Annotated in this window: 19 protein-coding genes; 6 read left to right on the top strand and 13 right to left on the bottom strand. The window is 40.4% G+C overall.

All coding sequences use genetic code 11. The annotated features are described in order from the left end of the window. Positions 1-102 precede the first annotated feature (102 nt). The 7 genes from menC to ACFVS1_RS16880 form a co-directional block, all read right to left on the bottom strand. On the bottom strand, positions 103-1,227 hold the full coding sequence (gene menC, locus ACFVS1_RS16850) for an o-succinylbenzoate synthase (RefSeq protein WP_387548921.1): 1,125 nt from the start codon (positions 1,225-1,227) through the stop codon (positions 103-105). Positions 1,228-1,240: 13 nt separating this feature from the next. After that, positions 1,241-2,035 (bottom strand): GNAT family N-acetyltransferase, encoded by a 795-nt coding sequence (locus ACFVS1_RS16855; RefSeq protein WP_387548923.1) that lies wholly within the window; start codon positions 2,033-2,035, stop codon positions 1,241-1,243. Further along, positions 2,028-3,176, bottom strand: a complete 1,149-nt coding sequence (locus ACFVS1_RS16860) for a M20 peptidase aminoacylase family protein (RefSeq protein WP_387549410.1) — start codon at positions 3,174-3,176, stop codon at positions 2,028-2,030. Before ACFVS1_RS16860 ends, ACFVS1_RS16855 begins: the two co-directional genes overlap by 8 nt. Positions 3,177-3,244: 68 nt before the next feature. Further along, positions 3,245-4,087: a MurR/RpiR family transcriptional regulator gene (locus ACFVS1_RS16865; protein ID WP_387548925.1), complete on the bottom strand. Its 843-nt coding sequence runs from the start codon at positions 4,085-4,087 to the stop codon at positions 3,245-3,247. 461 nt (positions 4,088-4,548) lie between these two features. Next, positions 4,549-5,430, bottom strand: a complete 882-nt coding sequence (locus tag ACFVS1_RS16870) for a radical SAM/SPASM domain-containing protein (protein WP_318291002.1) — start codon at positions 5,428-5,430, stop codon at positions 4,549-4,551. 238 nt (positions 5,431-5,668) lie between these two features. Further along, entirely contained in the window at positions 5,669-5,989 is a 321-nt protein-coding gene (locus ACFVS1_RS16875) for a DUF3889 domain-containing protein (RefSeq protein WP_352922373.1), read from the bottom strand. A gap of 49 nt (positions 5,990-6,038) precedes the next feature. Next, positions 6,039-7,007 (bottom strand): M14 family zinc carboxypeptidase, encoded by a 969-nt coding sequence (locus ACFVS1_RS16880; protein ID WP_387548928.1) that lies wholly within the window; start codon positions 7,005-7,007, stop codon positions 6,039-6,041. Positions 7,008-7,139: 132 nt separating this feature from the next. On the opposite strand from ACFVS1_RS16880, the gene ACFVS1_RS16885 reads away from it, so the two are divergent. Beyond that, the gene (locus ACFVS1_RS16885) at positions 7,140-7,382 is read left to right on the top strand and encodes a YhdB family protein (RefSeq protein ID WP_048689737.1); all 243 of its coding nucleotides are present in this window, start codon (positions 7,140-7,142) and stop codon (positions 7,380-7,382) included. Positions 7,383-7,513: 131 nt separating this feature from the next. On the opposite strand, the gene ACFVS1_RS16890 is transcribed toward ACFVS1_RS16885, so the two are convergent. The 3 genes from ACFVS1_RS16890 to ACFVS1_RS16900 all read right to left on the bottom strand — a co-directional run bounded on the left by ACFVS1_RS16890 (position 7,514) and on the right by ACFVS1_RS16900 (position 11,633). Continuing rightward, positions 7,514-8,041: an NADPH-dependent FMN reductase gene (locus ACFVS1_RS16890; protein ID WP_352922379.1), complete on the bottom strand. Its 528-nt coding sequence runs from the start codon at positions 8,039-8,041 to the stop codon at positions 7,514-7,516. Positions 8,042-8,198: 157 nt separating this feature from the next. Next, positions 8,199-9,929 (bottom strand): phospho-sugar mutase, encoded by a 1,731-nt coding sequence (locus ACFVS1_RS16895; RefSeq protein ID WP_387548930.1) that lies wholly within the window; start codon positions 9,927-9,929, stop codon positions 8,199-8,201. Positions 9,930-10,085: 156 nt separating this feature from the next. After that, positions 10,086-11,633 (bottom strand): GNAT family N-acetyltransferase, encoded by a 1,548-nt coding sequence (locus tag ACFVS1_RS16900; RefSeq protein ID WP_352922385.1) that lies wholly within the window; start codon positions 11,631-11,633, stop codon positions 10,086-10,088. A 202-nt stretch (positions 11,634-11,835) separates the two neighbouring features. Between ACFVS1_RS16900 and ACFVS1_RS16905 the strand changes: the two genes are divergently transcribed. Both ACFVS1_RS16905 and ACFVS1_RS16910 read left to right on the top strand, forming a co-directional pair. Further along, a complete protein-coding gene (locus ACFVS1_RS16905; protein ID WP_387548932.1) occupies positions 11,836-12,123 on the top strand; it encodes a hypothetical protein in 288 nt (95 codons plus the stop codon). Positions 12,124-12,249: 126 nt separating this feature from the next. Then, positions 12,250-12,720 (top strand): thioredoxin family protein, encoded by a 471-nt coding sequence (locus ACFVS1_RS16910; protein WP_352922391.1) that lies wholly within the window; start codon positions 12,250-12,252, stop codon positions 12,718-12,720. Between the two features lie 68 nt (positions 12,721-12,788). Here ACFVS1_RS16910 and ACFVS1_RS16915 read toward each other — a convergent pair whose 3' ends face one another. After that, positions 12,789-13,202 carry a DUF5365 family protein gene (locus ACFVS1_RS16915; protein ID WP_387548934.1) on the bottom strand — a complete coding sequence of 138 codons (414 nt, stop codon included), beginning with the start codon at positions 13,200-13,202 and terminating at the stop codon, positions 12,789-12,791. A gap of 234 nt (positions 13,203-13,436) precedes the next feature. Here ACFVS1_RS16915 and ACFVS1_RS16920 point away from each other — a divergent pair, with 234 nt between their 5' ends. Continuing rightward, positions 13,437-14,348 carry an RluA family pseudouridine synthase gene (locus ACFVS1_RS16920; protein WP_352922397.1) on the top strand — a complete coding sequence of 304 codons (912 nt, stop codon included), beginning with the start codon at positions 13,437-13,439 and terminating at the stop codon, positions 14,346-14,348. Between the two features lie 173 nt (positions 14,349-14,521). Here ACFVS1_RS16920 and ACFVS1_RS16925 read toward each other — a convergent pair whose 3' ends face one another. Together ACFVS1_RS16925 and ACFVS1_RS16930 are read right to left on the bottom strand one after the other, a co-directional pair. Further along, entirely contained in the window at positions 14,522-14,776 is a 255-nt protein-coding gene (locus tag ACFVS1_RS16925) for a GlsB/YeaQ/YmgE family stress response membrane protein (protein ID WP_170946860.1), read from the bottom strand. Positions 14,777-15,247: 471 nt separating this feature from the next. Next, positions 15,248-16,078, bottom strand: coding sequence for an aldo/keto reductase (locus tag ACFVS1_RS16930; RefSeq protein ID WP_387548936.1), 831 nt, complete (start codon positions 16,076-16,078; stop codon positions 15,248-15,250). Between the two features lie 395 nt (positions 16,079-16,473). Between ACFVS1_RS16930 and ACFVS1_RS16935 the strand changes: the two genes are divergently transcribed. Continuing rightward, positions 16,474-17,472 carry an inorganic phosphate transporter gene (locus tag ACFVS1_RS16935; protein WP_352922402.1) on the top strand — a complete coding sequence of 333 codons (999 nt, stop codon included), beginning with the start codon at positions 16,474-16,476 and terminating at the stop codon, positions 17,470-17,472. A 238-nt stretch (positions 17,473-17,710) separates the two neighbouring features. Continuing rightward, positions 17,711-18,331, top strand: coding sequence for a DUF47 domain-containing protein (locus ACFVS1_RS16940; RefSeq protein ID WP_063235631.1), 621 nt, complete (start codon positions 17,711-17,713; stop codon positions 18,329-18,331). Positions 18,332-18,341: the final 10 nt, after the last annotated feature.

An 18,341-nucleotide genomic window follows, 5' to 3' on the forward strand; every position in this document is an offset into this window, starting at 1 on the left:
TCAGCTTAAAAGAAATATCTTCCCTTTCACCATGATCCTGTTCTTTACTTGCCTCCCAGCTTCAAGTTAACGTACTGATATCCATGAAACTGGGAGGTTGTTTTATACCGACTCTAATTTATTTGTATATCTTTTACTATAGGAAGTGAATTCATCGACCGCAGCATAATCGACTTCATAGCCAATGCCTGCCGCCTTTGAAACGGTTATGACCCCATCTTCCACTGTAACCTCCGGTTGGATGATGTCTTTATGCCAATAATTCGCCGATGCTGCCGTATCACCAGGCATCGTGAAGTTTTCAAGTGTTGTCAATGCGATATTATGGGCACGCCCCACACCAGACTCCAACATGCCTCCGCACCAAACCGGTACATTCCTTTCTTTACATAATTCATGTATCTTCATTGCTTCCGTCAAACCGCCAACCCTGCCGATCTTAATATTAATGATTTTACAGCTTCCCAATTCAAGGGCTTTTCTTGCATCTTCGACGGAATGTATACTTTCATCCAAGCAAATCGGTGTTTTGATTTCCGCTTGTAATGTGGCATGATCGACAATATCATCCGATGACAAGGGCTGCTCGATCATCATTAAATCGAATTGATCAAGTTGTTTCAGTAATTCGATGTCTTTCAGACGGTAAGCCGAGTTTGCATCCGCCATGATCGGAACATCGGGATATCGATTGCGTACTTCCCTGATTACATCTACATCCCAACCTGGTTGTATTTTCATTTTGATTCTTTTATACCCATCCTTCAATCCAGCTTCTATCTTCTCGAGTAATTCAGGAACCGTTTTTTGGATGCCGATACTGATTCCAACATCGATTTTTTCCAGTTTTCCGCCTAAAGCCATACTTAATGGAATATTCATTTCTTTCGCATATAAATCCCAGATGGCTCCCTCGATTGCCGATTTTGCCATATTATTTTTACGAATATGCGAGAACATATCCGATACATCACGGGGATGCTCTATTTCTTTATCCAATACAAGCGGAATCAGGAAATCCTCCAGCATGGTCCAATTGGTTTTTATGGTTTCTTCGTTATACCAAGGTGCTGAAAACGCCACAGATTCAGCCCAGCCCGAAAGCCCTTCTCCATTTTTCACTTCCACAAGAATGAACTCCTTATCCACAAACGTCCCAAAGCTTGTTGTAAAGGGAGCTACCAAATCCATATTTAAATGACGTAAACGCACTTCTGTTATTTTCATCCCGATTCCCCTCTTATTCTTGTATTTTTAATATATAGTTTTGAATGTTTTCACCTTGTTCCCGTTCGATCCCGGCTGCAACATATCCTTTGGCAAAAAAAGCTTTGAATAATTCACCGGTTTTTAACCGCCAATCAATCGCAAGGCGAAGATCAGCCTTTTTGATTTGTTGAATATCCGTCGGAATGGGTATGGCAATCACCTTGGCATTGGTTTCGAAATGATAATCCTTGATGTAAGGAAAGCCTTGGTCATTCATTGCTGTCGTTACGATGTGTATGGCTTTATCAGGAAGCGGAATCTCTTCCTTAGCTTCCTGCCGTATATTCCATTCCACTATGAATCGATCAGTGGACAGTCCTTCATTGAGGGTATCCTTCATATTTCCATAACAATCTTCCATATATGTAGAACAAACAGCTTTTAGCTTACCGATATTCAAGTTTGCATTCACACTTTCCAATGGATCATACGTCCATGTGATCAAGTCGTAGCCTTTTTTGAGTGCTTCTTCTTTTTGTGCAAGTTTAAGTAATCTGCCGTAGCCCTTCTTTTGATGGTCCGGATGGATGGCTAACATATGTGAACAAAGATATGCCCTTCCGTCCTTGAATCCCGGGAAACTGTATTGAAACCCGACTAACTCGCCATTGATATAGCCGCCTAAAACAAGCCCGCCGTTTTTGACTGCCGTAATCGTCTGATGGATAGGAACGCAATCCATGCCCCATACGAGGGCTTCCAGTCGCTGCACTTCTTGTAAATCCTCAAGTGTGGATAGGGATTTAATGATTAATTCATCAGTCATGTAAGTGGCCCCCATCTCCATATTTCTTGAAAGTCAGTATGATGGCTTTGGCCAGGATTTCGATCCCCGATAACAAAGCATCTTTGTTGAACGTCATATTCGGATGATGGAGCCCTGGAGCCAAATCACAGCCCAATCCAAGCATCGTCGCTTTGAGTTCAGGTCTTTTCAACGTATAAAAATGAAAATCCTCTCCTCCGGTTGTTATGACAGGCGCTACCAGATTTTCCTCCCCGAGTGTATCGGCTATCGCTTCAGACATTATTTCCTGGGCTTGATCGTTCACCGTTGCTGCAGCAACACAGGTTCCCGGTTCGAGTTTCACTTCGACTCCATGGACAATGGCCAAAGATTCTGCAACCTTTTCCACTTTTTTGGTGAGCTCCTCCATCACTGCATTATCCTGTGCCCGTAAATCCAGTGAAAAAGTGGCTCTCCCAGGAATGATATTGGAACTTTCGCCGCCAGCAAAAAACTGCGTCATTTTTACGGAATAAGGGATGGACGGATTGAGATGGATACCATTTAACAAAGTGATGAATGCCGCTCCTATCTCGATGGCATTCTGTCCTTGATGCGGTCTGGCTCCATGCGCATCAGTTCCCGCTATTTCACCTTTAATGAACTGAGCAGCTCCATGCATAATGGCTGGCGACGCTTGCCCATCCTTCACCTCCTCAACCGGTCTTAAGTGCACTCCATAAAGGAAATCGACATCATCCAATACTTTTTTCTCAATCATCTTCAAGGCGCCCGTACCTTTTTCTTCAGCAGGTTGAAAAATGAACTTCAGCTTCCCTCTAGGACGAAAGTCCATTTCCCTCAATACCAAGAATACACCAAGTGCCAAGGTCATATGACCATCATGTCCACAGGAATGATTGGCTTGAAACGTCCCATGCACCTCCTGCCAAAGTGCATCGATATCCGATCGTAACCCGACCGTAAAATTCCCATTCCCGATTTCCCCAATCACTCCTGTACAGTCCTCGAATGTTTTCACCGTACACTGATTCTCCGTTAAAATATTTGAAATGAAAGCTGTTGTATTCACTTCATTCCAACTCGTTTCAGGATTTGCGTGTAAATGGTCAAAGATATCGAGTATCCGCGGCCTTAATTTTTCGATAGATTGCGTGATATCCATTTCTGTCTCCCCCTTGTATCCCGATTTATTCGCTTGTTTACCAAACTGGTGGAAGTTTTACCTCAAAAGAAATAATCGTCTTGATTGAACGCATCATATATAGCTTTTCTTTTTTTGAAACCCTGTTCGTCCTTAATCGATACACCAGCTACTAAACTATTCAATAATGAAAATAACACCGGTGCCGTATCGATCGTGGAAGTCCTTGGTGTTGAAATGGGCAGTAAAATGTCAGTGTATTCAGCTATCGGAGCAAGTTCGGAATCCGTAACCCCAATTACAAATGCACCCGCTTTTTTGGCCATTTCCGTTATTTTCACAGTCTCTTTTACATAGCGGTGAAATGAAATGGCTACAAAAACGGAATTTTCAGTCATTTTATTCAACAGTAAAAATATATCATCAGTATCAGGCCGATATAAATGAACCTCTTCCCTAACAAGCCTAAGTGTAAAGGTTAACCAATGTGCTGCCGAAAATGATAAACGGTGTCCGGATATCAAAACATTGTCAGCTGCCGCCAATTGATCGACTGTTTTGGAGAAATCCTCATTTGATAAATTTTTCATTGTCTTTTCGATGCTGGTGATATCCTGCCCCATCACTTGAGCCATGAAGTTTGGCTGACTCGCCGCTTCAAGTTTTGAAGAATGATATTCATTCAAACTGCTGCTCTCGTATATCAACTGATTGCGAATAAGCTTTTGAAGCTCAGCATATCCACTTAACCCTAATGAATAGCAAAAGCGGATGATGGTCGTTTCACTCACTCCAATATCCTTTCCGAGCTTTTGAGCTGAAGTGACTGCAAATGTATGTGAATGCACTAACAAGTATTTTGCTACCTTTTTTTGACCAGTAGATAAAGCTGGGAATACTTCTTTAACTTTTTGCTGTAAATCCATAAAACATCCCCTCTGAAGCAAGATATGAATCCAAAACTTTTTATATGACAATATGAAGTTTTCACTTCATCAATAATAGAGAGTATTTTATCACGGTACTTTTAATAAAACAATAATATTCTGAATTTTTAATAAAAAAGAAGGCGATGATTCAAGCACAAAAAAAACTACGAAGGTGGACTCCATGGTTTCAGTTTGGCGGCAAAATGGGGTTCAGAGTCCCAATAGTGAAGTGAAGATCGAAGAAAAGTCGTGAACGGCCCGAATACTGTGCCTCAACGGTCGAATACGGTGTGGTTTAGGTCGATAAATGGCGTCAACAGCCCAAGACAGCCGGTGGAAAGGGAGCGGATTTCTGAAATCAACTGAACATTTTAAAATAAAAAACTGCAGGCAAACTGAGTTTTCATCGAGTTTGCCTACAGTAAATCACGAAGATGTACTCCGTGGTTTTCCTTCATTTATTTTTTATGACGCTTTGCATAGCCACATCGTTTGCATAATTCTTCAACTGCACATCTTCTCGAAAAACCGTCATACATATTTTTCGCCCGTTCACCATTTAAAATGTCTTCAAGTGATGTTTCGAATATATTTCCCAGCGGTATTTTACCTTCACTATCCAAGCAACAAGGTACGACTGTACCATCCACCAAGATGCCTAATTGATCTCTTAGAGCATAGCAGAAAATATTTTCATCGATAATGTCACGGTCCAATTCCGGCCACTCGAATTTTTCGGCCATGTTTATATAAACCCGGTCCCTCAACTTTATATTATTCTTTTGCTGAAGAGCTTCACTTAAGCGAATATCCAATGAAAGCTTTTCCTCAAGCATGCTCAGAATATCGTCGTTCAGGCCATTGCTCGCTTTTAATTCAGCCGTATCCATGTTCCATAAACGTATGGCACAAATCACTTCACTTTTTTCATTTGCTTCATTTATGAAATCGGCAATATTACTGACATAAGAGTCAAGACTATTGCTCGTATCATTTGCCTCAAAGCTATGAAGTGAAATATTCACCTGCCGAAGAGCCTTTTTGGAGAGCAGCTTGTCTTTGACCTTTTGAATCAAAGTACCGTTCGTTGTAATATTAACCTTCAGGTCATTTTCAGCACTGATATCCAGGAATGTACCCAAATTTTTATTTAAAAACGGTTCACCCATCAGATGAAAATAAATATGATCGGTATGTGGTTTGATTTTCTTGATAACTTCCGTAAAACCTTCAGGATCCATGAATTTCAGGGTCCTTTGCAAGCTGGAGCTAGGACAAAAATTACACTTCAAATTACATATATTCGTAATTTCAACATAAACTTTCTTAAACTTTCTCATTTTCTAATACCCCTACAATCAAGCTTATTGTTTCAATCTGATACTAACTATACTTGTTAGCTGCTCATAAATGCAATGAAAACTTCATGGAAGCTGAACGGCTGGCATCATTTCCCACTGGCAGCTCATACGATATCCGCCATTTTCCGGACAACCTTTAAACAAAATCAGAAAAGAACATCTTCTCGAGGTGAAGATGTTCTTTAATGTATCCTTTAAGTTTTCCGTTTGTTCTGTATCACTTTCCTTTTTGTTCTGTGACCTTCAAACTAAGTAATTTTTCATTTTTCAAATCATGTTGTACAGTCACGATGACACTGAACTTCTGACCTTTATTCTCGACCAAAAATCTGAAATCGTCTTCGACTAGATTTTTCGCTACTGTTTTTCTGCCCTTATATTGGTAATCGTTAATCTCAACTTCAGGATAATCTGCCTGCACTATTGTAATCGCAATCTTTCCATATTTTTCGTAATCGGGTTTTTGGGCTTGTGCTGAAAAGGCCCCTGCTTGCATCATCAAAAAAATCCCCATTAGCATCACGATGACTTTTTTCAAAATCTTTTCCTCCTCATAATTTCCGGTTAGTATTATTATGTAAAATTATTCAGTTGTTATGCAGCTGCTTCGCTTCTTTTACAAGCATGATTCCAACTAATCGATTCCTCTCCCACTCCTCAGGAAACACAGTTAATGGCGGATTGGTTTCATCCACTAAATAACTAAGTTCAATCGTCATTCCCGGGCGGCGGAACTCAGTTATGAACCAATCCGTATATCCGCTTCCTACCGCTTCTTTTTCCGGATAGGTCAGTTCATATCCAGTTAATTCGGCAGTTTTTTTGGCAATGCCATAATCCCTCGCCATATTTTCCCGTTCATTATTGTAATGCCAAAAGATTTCCCTTCCTGATGTATGATAGGAAACGGCAATAAGGGGATCGATCTTTTTCGTGAAATCCGTAAGCGCTATTACTTCAGCTGCTTCAAGTGGTTGTCGTCCCTTATAAAATTGATACGTCGGTTTTGTTTCATGACTCATGACTTCTTTCCATCCAGCCGGATACTGCCTATTTAAATCAATGCCTTTAGCGTTGGCTTTCCACCGGGACCAATTCCTGCTATATCGATTCATTTTCCATACCGCAGCCTTTTCAAAAACATTTAAGTTGGATAAATCTCCTTGCTGGATGCTGACGCCATCTGGATTCAGCATCGGGATGAACCAGATGCTCACCTCATCCAATGATTCCGCCTGATATTCTCCAACAGATTTGCCCTCTCGATAAGCGGCTGCATACTCTTCAAGCATGCGCATTAAAAGTTTGGAGCTGAGCCATTCACGTCCATGATGTGATCCCACCAGCAAAATCGATCTTTTTCCTTTTCCTAACCTGACTGCCTTTATATTTTTTCCCTTTTCAGTTTGCCCGATTATTTGAACGTCCAATTCATACTGCTTTTGGATTCCTTGCAGATCCATTTCCATCTGTTCAGGGGAATACACTTCTGCCGCCAGCGATGGTTCAGGGAAAAAAAGAATCACCAATATTCCAATTACCATTATTTTTCTCATGTACTCACCTTTTATTTTTATTCAGGTAAAAAGCAACAAGCGCGGTCCAAATACATCACCACTTATTGTAAGGAAAGGTTCTGTCATTTCTGAACAAAATACAAATAGCTCCTTAATAAGGGGGAGAAGAACATGAGGATTGCTGATTATGATCAGGCATTGTTTCACACGCACCGTTCTGATTGGGACAGCTTGTTAGTATTGATGGTTCGAACGAAAGATCACTTTCTTTCAAAAAAAATAGAACATTTTTTGCACGCTTACAGGTTTGAGCATGATTATCAAATCGTTCAATCCCAGCTGTATGCACTGCTTCGCTATCTGGATCATGCAGCTGAAAAAACAAGTGATTATTTAAGTGAACTTCCAAGCTAAAATCAACTATAGTTTTTGCAAAACGGGAAAATTTATACAAGAGGATTGATTTTCGGGGATCTAACTTTGGCTGGTGAAACCCTATAAAAACAAGGAAGGGTCAGGTATGTAAATACCTGACCCTCATTTCATCATTTTTTCATTGTAACATATGCCGTTGCATACATTTTAAGCTCATCAATCATACCTTCTACAAGTACCGCAGATTCTTCAAATAAACCATCGTTTTCGTAATCGAAGCAATGCGGATCCAGAACCAATTGTTTGGCGATCACATTTGCATAAAGGCTTCGACCCACTGTCCTCATGGAATTCAAGGCATTGATCCCGCCTTTTCCTCCGCCGGAGACAGCCAATAGAGCTACTGGTTTATGGGTGAATTGTTCGCTGCTTAGAAAATCCAAGGCATTTTTCAAGGCTCCGCTCATGGAACCATGATATTCCGGAGTTGTCAGGATTACGCCATCAGCTTCCTCGATGCTTTTCCGAAGACCTTGAATCACTTCCAGTTGATATTGCTCACCTTCACCTGAATATAAAGGGATTTCGCTATTGCTTAAATCAATAAGTTCCGCTCCGTATTTCTTGGATATGTAGCGTGAGGCAATCCCCGTACGCCCCTGTTTACGTGGTGAACCATTAATGATTACTAATTTCATGAATTAAACCTCCATTATTCCCGATGTTTTCCGAGATCAGTCGCCAATACAGTATACCAAAACCGAAACGGAATTTCCTAGAATTTTGATTCTTCATGCAACTAAAAATCAAAAAAAACGAAAGACCGAATAAGTCTTTCGTTTAGCTTTCATACATTTAAACCAGTGCTTCAATCTTGCTCATGAAATCTTCCATGACTCCTGATAACTTGGACTCAGCTTCTTGCATTGATTTACCTTGGACACCGAAATAGAACTTAATTTTCGGTTCAGTGCCTGAAGGACGCAGGCAAACCCATGTACCATCCTCAAGGAAATACTTCAATACATTTGATTTCGGAAGCTCGATCAATTCCTCATCATTTGAAAGTAATGTGCGCTTCTTGCTGCTTTGGTAATCTTCTTCAACGACAACTGTAATGCCAGCTATTCGGGAAGGAGGATTTTGACGGAATTGATTCAATATTCCAGAAATCTGTTTCGCTCCCTCAATGCCCTTTAAAGTCAATGAACGCAAACCTTCCAAGTAAAAGCCGTACTTTTCAAACACATTCAGCAACCCTTCATATAAGGTCAATCCCTGCTTTTTATAATGGGCACAGACCTCGACAGCAAGCACTGCAGCTTGAATGGCATCCTTATCACGCGCGAAGTCTTTAATCAGATAACCGTAGCTTTCTTCATATCCGAACAAAAAGCTGCTTTCCCCGCTTTCATAATACTGATTTATTTTCTCGGCGATGAACTTAAACCCGGTAAGTACATCAACCGTTTTCAAGCCATATGACTCGGCAATCGCACGCCCGATTTCTGAAGTGACGATCGTTTTTAAGACGGCTCCATTTTGAGGAATCTTCCCTTTTTCTTTTTTCTGGGACAGTAAATAATCCAGGAAAAGGGCACCTGTTTGATTTCCAGTCAGGACAACATATTGGCCCATCTCGTCTCTCACGGCAATTCCAAGCCGGTCGGCATCTGGGTCCGTTGCTATCAATAGGTCCGCTTCCACCTTGTTACCAAGCTCGATGGCCATTTCAAATGCAGCTGGTTCCTCCGGATTTGGAGACTGAACTGTTGAAAAATTAGGATCTGGCAATTCCTGCTCCTTAACGATATGCAAATTTTGATACCCTAAGCTTTGCAGTGCCCGCCTGACGGATTTATTTGCCGTTCCATGAAGCGGCGTAAAGACAATTGACACATCTATTTCCTCGGCAAGCTGCGGGTTCTCGGGAACCGTAAGCAACGCGCGATTATATGAGGCATCCACTTCCTCCCCAATCATTTTGATGAGGCCCTGCCCTTTAAGGACTTCAGCTTCTTCAACCTGAATTTCAAGCTCATTTTCAATGGCATTCACGTAGCTAATCACTTGATCCGCCGCTTCCGGAGGCAATTGTGCCCCATCTGACCCATAAACCTTGTAACCATTATATTCAGGCGGATTGTGGCTTGCCGTGATGACGATTCCAGCAAAAGCATTCAGCTCGCGAACCGCAAATGACAATTCTGGAGTTGGACGCAATTCATCGAATAAATAAGCCTTCACCCCAAACGTTGCCAAGGTCTTAGCTGCTTCGAGTGCAAATTCCGGGGACTTGTGCCTTGAATCATAAGCGATCACAGCCCCTCTTCCTTTCGCTTCTTCCCCAAACGAAGAGATATATTGAGCCAACCCAACCGTTGCCTTCCTTACAGTATAAAGATTCATCCGGTTCGTTCCCGCTCCGATTTCCCCGCGCATTCCGCCTGTTCCAAACTCTAAATTTTTATAAAAGGCATCTTCAAGTTGTGCTTCATCCTGCTGCATTTCATCTAGGAGGACACGTAATTCCCCATTTAAATTCTGGTACCCTGCCCAAGTGGTGTATAAAGATTTCCAGTCCATCTCCAACATCTCCTCCCAAACGCCTCATATTTGTAATTATTATGTATCTGCCTTACATATACAAAATTATCACATTTATTCCAATAAATGAAGTAAAGGCTCGTAATAAAAAGAACCGAATCCAGCATTCTTCACATCACGAGCTCGTATACCTCTTTATTTTTGGCCATCTTTATAATGCAGATGGTAAATATCATGGCGTCGATCTTTCAATTGCTTTACAGTACCAGACTGACGCTCCCGCCTTAAGATTTCCAAATCGACATCGCCAATCAGGACCATCTCAAGGTTCGGGCTGGTTTCCCCGACTATGCCGTCACGCGCAAATTCGAAATCCGATGGAGAAAAGATTCCCGATTGGGCATATTGGATATCCATATTTTCCGTTTGCGGAAGATTTCCGACCGTTCCGGAAATGACGGTGTAAATTTGGTTTTCCACGGCCCGGGCCTGGGCACAATAACGAACTCGCAGATAGCCTTGCCTGTCTTCTGTACAAAATGGAGTGAATATGATTTTGGCTCCCATGTCGGTAGCAATCCGGGCGAGTTCCGGAAACTCAATATCATAACAAATTTGTATGGCAATTTTTCCACAATCCGTATCAAAGACACGAACGCGGTCACCTGCGTTAATACCCCACCATTTTCTTTCATTCGGTGTGATATGAATTTTATATTGCTTTTCAATCGTCCCATCGCGACGGAATAAATAGGCAATATTATAGATATTGTCATCGTCTTCTTTGACGAAATGGGAACCGCCGATGATATTGACGTTATACCTTACAGCTAACGTGGTAAACAATTCAATGTATTGCTCGGTGAAATCCGACAGCTTCCGGACAGCCAAGCTTGGTGACCTTTCATTCAAGAAAGACATCAGCTGGGTGGTGAACAATTCCGGGAACACGGCGAAATCAGCATTAGCATCCGAAGCAACATCGGTGAAATACTCGACTTGGTTAGCGAAGTCTTCGAATGAATCGATTTTACGCAGCATGTATTGCACGACGCAGATACGTACCGGTTCTGATGTTTTATAATAACGTTTTGTTTTCGGCTGATAATCGACGTTATTCCACTCCATGAGCGTAGCATACTTATTCGATTGCAGATCATCCGGCAAATAATTCGGATTGATCCTCATAAGCGTGAACCCATTTAAAAGCTGGAACGAAAGAACCGGATCATATATTTTATGCAATTGCACTTCTTTCACATATTCCCTTGGTAACAGCTCATCCGCATGTTTATGGTAATTGGGGATCCTTCCCCCGATGATGATGCTTTTTAAATTCAAATGCGCAACTAGTTCTTTCCTTGAATCATATAGTCTTTGGCCAATTTTCATCCTGCGGAATTCAGGATGGACCATGACCTCGATTCCATATAAATTATAACCGTCCGGATTATGGTTAGTGATGTACCCACCATCTGTTACGTCGTCCCATGTATGGCGATCATCATATTCGTCAAAATTGATAATGAGACTGGAACATGAGCCAATCACTTTTCCATCATATTCAGCCACGAACTGTCCTTCCGGAAAAATCTCCAGATGGCTCTCAAGCTGATCTCGCTTCCAGGGAACCATTCCAGGAAAGCAACTCGACTGCAAAGCAATTATTTCATCTATGTCTCCTAGCCTCATATTACGTATTTCCATTATTTTTTCATATTTATGCAGGTCCAAATTAGGCATTTTCCTCAGACTCCTTTAATCTCTTCCATAAGAATTATACCCCTTATTCTAAAATTAAAACAACTGAACCTACCCATGGATTTCAAAATTGCATGGATAAAAACCATTCTCAATGCCCGATAAAAAGAATATATATTTTACAGACCCCGTCCATACATACTATACTTTTCATGAGAGTAAAAAGAGATGGGGAAGAGGGACCATGAACAAGACTATTTGCAATGGGGAAAACCTATTAACTTTAGCCTTGGCTGCTCCATCATTGCTATGTTTGGAAGCTTTTATTTCTCTGAAATTAAGCAAAATGAACCGTTTGCGCTCTGTTGGTATCAGCGACGTATCCTTTTACGATCATTTTAGGAATTGCAATCATTCGATAGGATCATTGGATTTGCTTTTATACCAGGATAGTAACAGCATCGGTGCATACATTTTCACGTATCATTATTTTGCAAAGGTTTCATTCTTTCCCGAACACACCCTTACATGAGGAAGGGTTCCATGTACAGGACAATATATAAACGTATTGGTTTCATCACCATCACGTTCTAGCCTTGACTGCATTCGTCATTATTATTTACATCGTATGGACAAGATCCAAGGAGGTTGCAGCTTAATGAAGAAAATGGCTATATTTTTAGTGATAATCGTCGCCCTTTTTGTCCTGCTGGGCGTTTTTACAAACATGAAAAAAGAAGAGAAATCAAAAGGAAATCCATACGGCAAGGATAAGCTTAAACCTGCCACTGTCGATCAGCTGGATGACCCCAATTATCAAAATTTGATCCTTCCTGTAGAGTTAGAGAAGGACCTCCAAGATAGTAAAGACGTGACCGTTTATTTCTATAGTCCTACGAATTCAACCAGTCAAAAAACCACACCAGTCGTAGCACCTTTGGCCGAGAAGTTGGGTATTGATCTTGTTCAATTCAATCTTTTGGAGTTTGAACAAGGATGGAGCGATTATGGCATCAAAAAGACCCCGACCATCGTTCACTATAATAATGGCAAAGAACAAGAACGGATCGTTGGCTATCATGATGAGGAAACGTTCGAGAAATGGTTCAAGGACCACGATATTAATTAAAGATGGAAAAAATGAGCCGGCCCTAACGGAAATGCTTCTCCCGTTATAGCCGGCTCATTTTTTTTGCCTTATACTAAATATTGATTCGCCACCTGGATGTCCATCATCTGCATCTCATTATTCGCTTCTTGGTTTATACTTGAAAAATGGTCATAATAAAAGGGGAAGAATATTCCGCATTCATTCAATAGAGTGATGTTATGTTGGAACAATTCTTCAGATTCAGGTTCCATAAAATCTTCTTTCTCTTGTTTGTCTAATATCGACATAAGGACTTGAAGACATGCCATTACTTGAAATGCGTCTCTTAATGTTGCCAAGTAAGTAACTGAACTTTGATTGGGCTCTAAAACGCCAATCTCGCGAAAATGAAGGATTTCACTTTCCGTAAAGTATTTTGGAAATACAGATTCGTAGAAACGAGTAACGAGACTCGCTATTTCTTGCTCTTGTTCTTCCGTTGAAGAAAAGACCGTCTTCACTAAAAAAACCACCTTTTTTCAGATCCGTTAGACCTATCAATTATATGTATATTCTAGGACAAGCGATTTCTTTCCCACTAGAATAACATAAAAATTGTAAAAAATATGTGGTAATTTCCACCACGGAAATTTCAGCAATAGGTCCAAGGTTACCTTTTTCATGACTAATTCTTAATTATTATATATTTTTTTCATTTAATAAAAAACCAAAGCAGTCGAAAGTAGGAGTTTTTATTGGAAAATTTCAGAATAACTAACCAACATTTAATAATTGATGTTCTCCAAAGTTGGAATGGATTAACAATTGAAAAGCTTTTTAGGGAGCTTTGGAAGGCCCCAAAGAAATTAGTGCATGAATGGAGGATGAGTAAAGAAGTGACAGTGAACGGGAATTCCGTCCCATGGTCAACTATCCTTAATGAAGGAGATACGATCAGCATCCCCTTATTGGATCACGCTGAAAATGAAACAGTACAAGCGGCAGACTTAGGAATCTCCATCTTATATGAAGATGATGTGTTGTTGATAGCCAATAAACCGGCTGGAATGGATACCCATCCTTCTCAGCCGGATGAAGCACACTCCCTCCTCAATGGTGTCGCGCACCATCTTCAAAAAACCGGCCAGACCTGTATGATCAAGCATATTCATAGGCTTGATAAAGATACCACCGGTGCCGTCCTTTTTGCCAAAAACCGCCTTATTGGGTCCATGCTGGATAGAATGTTGGAAGAAAGGGAGATCAAGCGGACTTACCTAGCTTTAGTCGAAGGAAACATTAAAAGAGACGAAGGCGATATCAAAGAAAAAATTGGCCGCGACCGCCACCATGCCACGAGAAGAAGGGTTTCCCCTACAGGCCAGACGGCAGTCACCCACTATCGGGTGCTCAACCGCGATCTCAAGAACAACTTGACGCTCGTCAGCTGCACCCTGGAAAGCGGCCGAACCCATCAGATCAGGGTGCACTTCAGTCATTTGAACCACCCATTGGCCGGAGATGCCTTATATGGCGGAAAAAGTACATTTCCACGTCAAGCCCTTCATGCAAGGAAAATTGAATTCATCCACCCCATTTCAGAAGAAAAAATGATCGTTGAAGCTCCTTTCATTGATGAACCTGAAATATTCAATGTTCACATATAATCCAAACAGAAATCACCGTTCCATTTCGGAACGGTGTTCTTATTTCTTCATTAATTTATTCGAATTGTCGCTCATATTTTTTTCAGCGGGACGGATTATCTACATGTAGGAAGCAATCCGTTCATTTCGCATAAAAAATAGCTGGCCACTTGGGCCAGCTTTATTTTTTGTATTTATGAAGCTTTTCTCATGCCTTTTAAGATAAGGCTTAAGATGAAGACAAATACGATTGCACCAATCAATGCTGGAATTATAGCGAAGTCTGCTACTGAAGGTCCCCAGTTCCCAAGAATTAATGAACCTAACCATGCACCAACAAAACCAGCGATAATGTTACCGATAATTCCAAATGGTACGTCACGTCCAACGATCATACCTGCTAACCAACCAATGATACCTCCGATAATTAATGACCATAAAAATCCCATAATATATTTCCTCCTTGAAATTAGTTATTTTTTCATTTCTGCAGCAGACTCCAAGAAATCAAATCACTTCCATATTGTCATGCCATTTTTCAGTTATTTTAACTTTTACATTCAAATGGTATGATGCCGATTAGCACGATATCTAATGAATGTGAATGCTTTAGTTATTGGGTAAAGTTAGCTAGCTATAGCCCTTGAGTAACTGATTGGACAATTCTCATGTTAGTGATTTTTTCTTTTTGTTTGCCGCTGTACTCATTATTTTCCCCGTTTAAATAATCTAAAACCTAATTTTTTTAAAAAATATTTGGCAACAAAAACAGGATTATAAGACATATTAAACGGGTATACCATATGCTTAACTTTGTCACATTGTTAGTATAAGCAGTAACTGTCTCAATTATGTTCATAAAGGAAAAAGAAAAAGGATGCCCCCATTATCGGGACACCCTTCTATTATTTGCAGCATTCTCAGAACAAAAGTTCATCGGGATTGCTGCCAAACCGTTCATTTTTGTTCAAGGCATCTATTTGATTCATTTCATTCAAGCTTAATGAAAAGTCAAATACCTGTGCATTTTCTTCGATACGGGACGACGTAATCGATTTAGGTATTACAACTAGATCATGTTGCAGATGCCATCTAATCAACACTTGCGCTGAACTTTTCCCATGCTTCTTCGCTATATGATTAATTGTCGGTTCTTCCAATAGGTTCCCTCTTCCTAGCGGGCTCCAAGATTCTACCTTTATTTCATGTTTTGCACAGTATTCACGAATTTCGACTTGGGTCAAAAGTGGATGCAATTCAATTTGATTGACGACCGGCTTCACTTCACTGTTTGCAAGTAAATTTTCCAAATGATGAACATGGAAATTACTTACACCGATTGATTTCACCTTTCCATCCTTATAAAGCTTTTCCAAAGCCCTCCAGGTTTCCAGATATTTATCTTTTCCCGGCCAGTGAATCAAGTATAAATCCAAGTATTCCAACCCAAGGCGATTTAAACTATCATCAAATGCCTGGAGCGTCGTTTCGTATCCTTGCTCTGTATTCCACACTTTAGATGTAATGAACAATTCCTCACGAGGCACGCCGCATTCACGAATCGCCTGACCAACACCTTCTTCATTTTCGTAAATGGCCGCCGTATCGATCGCACGATATCCAACTTCAATCGCTTTCTTGACCGACTCAACCGTTTCATTGCCGTTTTTCACTTTAAATACACCGAAACCCAACTGTGGCATTTTAACTCCATTATGTAAGGTGATCGTTTCTCCAATATTTGAAATCATTCCATCATTCCCCCTTACTTTTATTTACCAATTATACATCCCTCCACCTTCTATTTCTAACCATAAGCCTCGGGATTTATAGAACCTCTTAAGCGAAAAGACACCCTTAAATACCATTTATATATATCAAAGGGAGCATTTTATCTTTTTAATCATTCACAAAGTTAAATATTTTGTAAAAAAATACCGAAACATCTATCCTTATAGATATGAAATTCGTTACAATTGAATAGTTCGACTTAAAACCAATTAAAAAAGAAGGTGTCAGCTTTTATAGAATAATCAAACGTAAAACTCCCATCCTAAATATTGAGGAGTTGCAAACTGTTTTGCGCCCTTTCATTGGCCGAAATCCATATACACTTTACACTTGAAATCAAGGGAGTCCTCCATGTATGAATAGCATACTCATCTTAACAGTCCTAATTATTATTTTTGCTTTGGTCTTTGACTTTATCAATGGTTTCCATGATACGGCTAACGCCATCGCTACAGCAGTATCAACCAAGGCGCTTAAACCACGTCATGCAATCATCATGGCTGCGGTCATGAATTTATTAGGAGCACTGACCTTTACCGGTGTTGCGCATACCATTACGAAGGATATCGTTGATCCTTTCACATTGAACAATGGTTCTTATGTAATCCTTGCCGCACTAATTTCGGCCATAATATGGAATTTAATCACTTGGTATTTTGGCATTCCAAGCAGTTCCTCCCATGCGATCATTGGTTCAATAGCGGGAGCTGCCATCGTGGCTAGTGGATTCGATGCGATTAAATGGAGTGGATTCACTAAAATTGTACAAGCATTGATTCTTTCTCCCATCCTGGCCTTTACGCTTGGATTCATTGTATACAGTATTTTCAAGGTAGTCTTCAAAAATAATAATTTAGGAAAAACGAATAAGCGTTTCCGGAGAATCCAAATTCTCACGGCGGCCATCCAGTCTTATACCCATGGAACGAATGATGCTCAAAAATCCATGGGTATCATCACGATGGCTTTGATCGCTAACGGATATGCCTCCACCTCTGAGGTTCCTTTCTGGGTACAATTATCCTGCGCAATTGCCATGGCGCTTGGTACCTCTATCGGAGGTTGGAAGATCATCAAAACAGTTGGCGGAAAAATCATGAAAATCCGGCCGGTTAATGGCGTTGCTGCCGATATGACTGGTGCAGCGATCATTTTCGGTGCAACCTTCCTGCATATGCCTGTCAGCACGACTCATGTCATTTCTTCTTCAATACTCGGGGTCGGTTCTGCACACCGCATCAAAGGGGTAAAATGGGGAACCGCAAAAAACATGTTGGTCACTTGGTTCATTACATTGCCAATTTCCGCTTCTCTAGCTGGAATCATTTACTATATACTTGCATTATTTTTATAGAACCTTTTGCCTTTCCATATCGGAAAGGCTTTTTTTTTTACAAATCCCCCTTATAAATGCAGGGTTTTTCCCTTTTTTTAATTTTCCTTGTTTCTTTATGTAAAGTTTTATTAAGATTTTGTAAATTTTCGTCGAAAAACCTTCCCGGATACTATATGAATTCGTTACAATCAATTTGTTAATACTAAGCGTACGACTAAAGTGCGTAAATCTGCATGACTAATTGGGAGGCTTTAACATGGCTTTTAAATCAAAAAAAGACAAATTCGCGGTAATGCTTTTTAACATCGCTCAAAACCTTAAAGAAGGTGCTGACTATTTCGCGGATTATAAACTCAAGAACATCTCCGATCTCAAAGTATTTTCAGATACGATGAAAGACTATGAGCATAAAGGCGATTCAATGGTTCATAATGTGATCAAAGAGCTGAACAATGCTTTCATCACTCCTATTGAACGGGAGGATATCCTTGAATTAACCATGAGAATGGATGATGTCATAGACGGTTTGGAACACTGTGCGGCATTATTCGAAATGTACTCAATTGTCAATGCAGATGAGTATATGCTTAAGTTTGTGGATGCAATCAAACAGTGTACGTATGAGATTGAAAATGCTGTCGACACACTATCCACTAAAAAATTGCCAATGATTCGTGAAAATGCAATCAAAATTAAAGATCTTGAATCCGTTTGTGACGGAATTCAACGTCAATCAATCAAAAACTTGTTTACAGTTGAAAAAGACCCAATCAGGATCATTCAATATAAAGAAATTTACGAAAGCCTTGAAGAGATTGCCGATCACTGTCAAGCGGTGGCCAATACACTTGAAACAATCATAATGAAAAACGCCTAAGGAGTACCCC

The organism is Peribacillus sp. NPDC058075 (genome assembly GCF_042885195.1).
Classification (GTDB): Bacteria; Bacillota; Bacilli; order Bacillales; family DSM-1321; genus Peribacillus.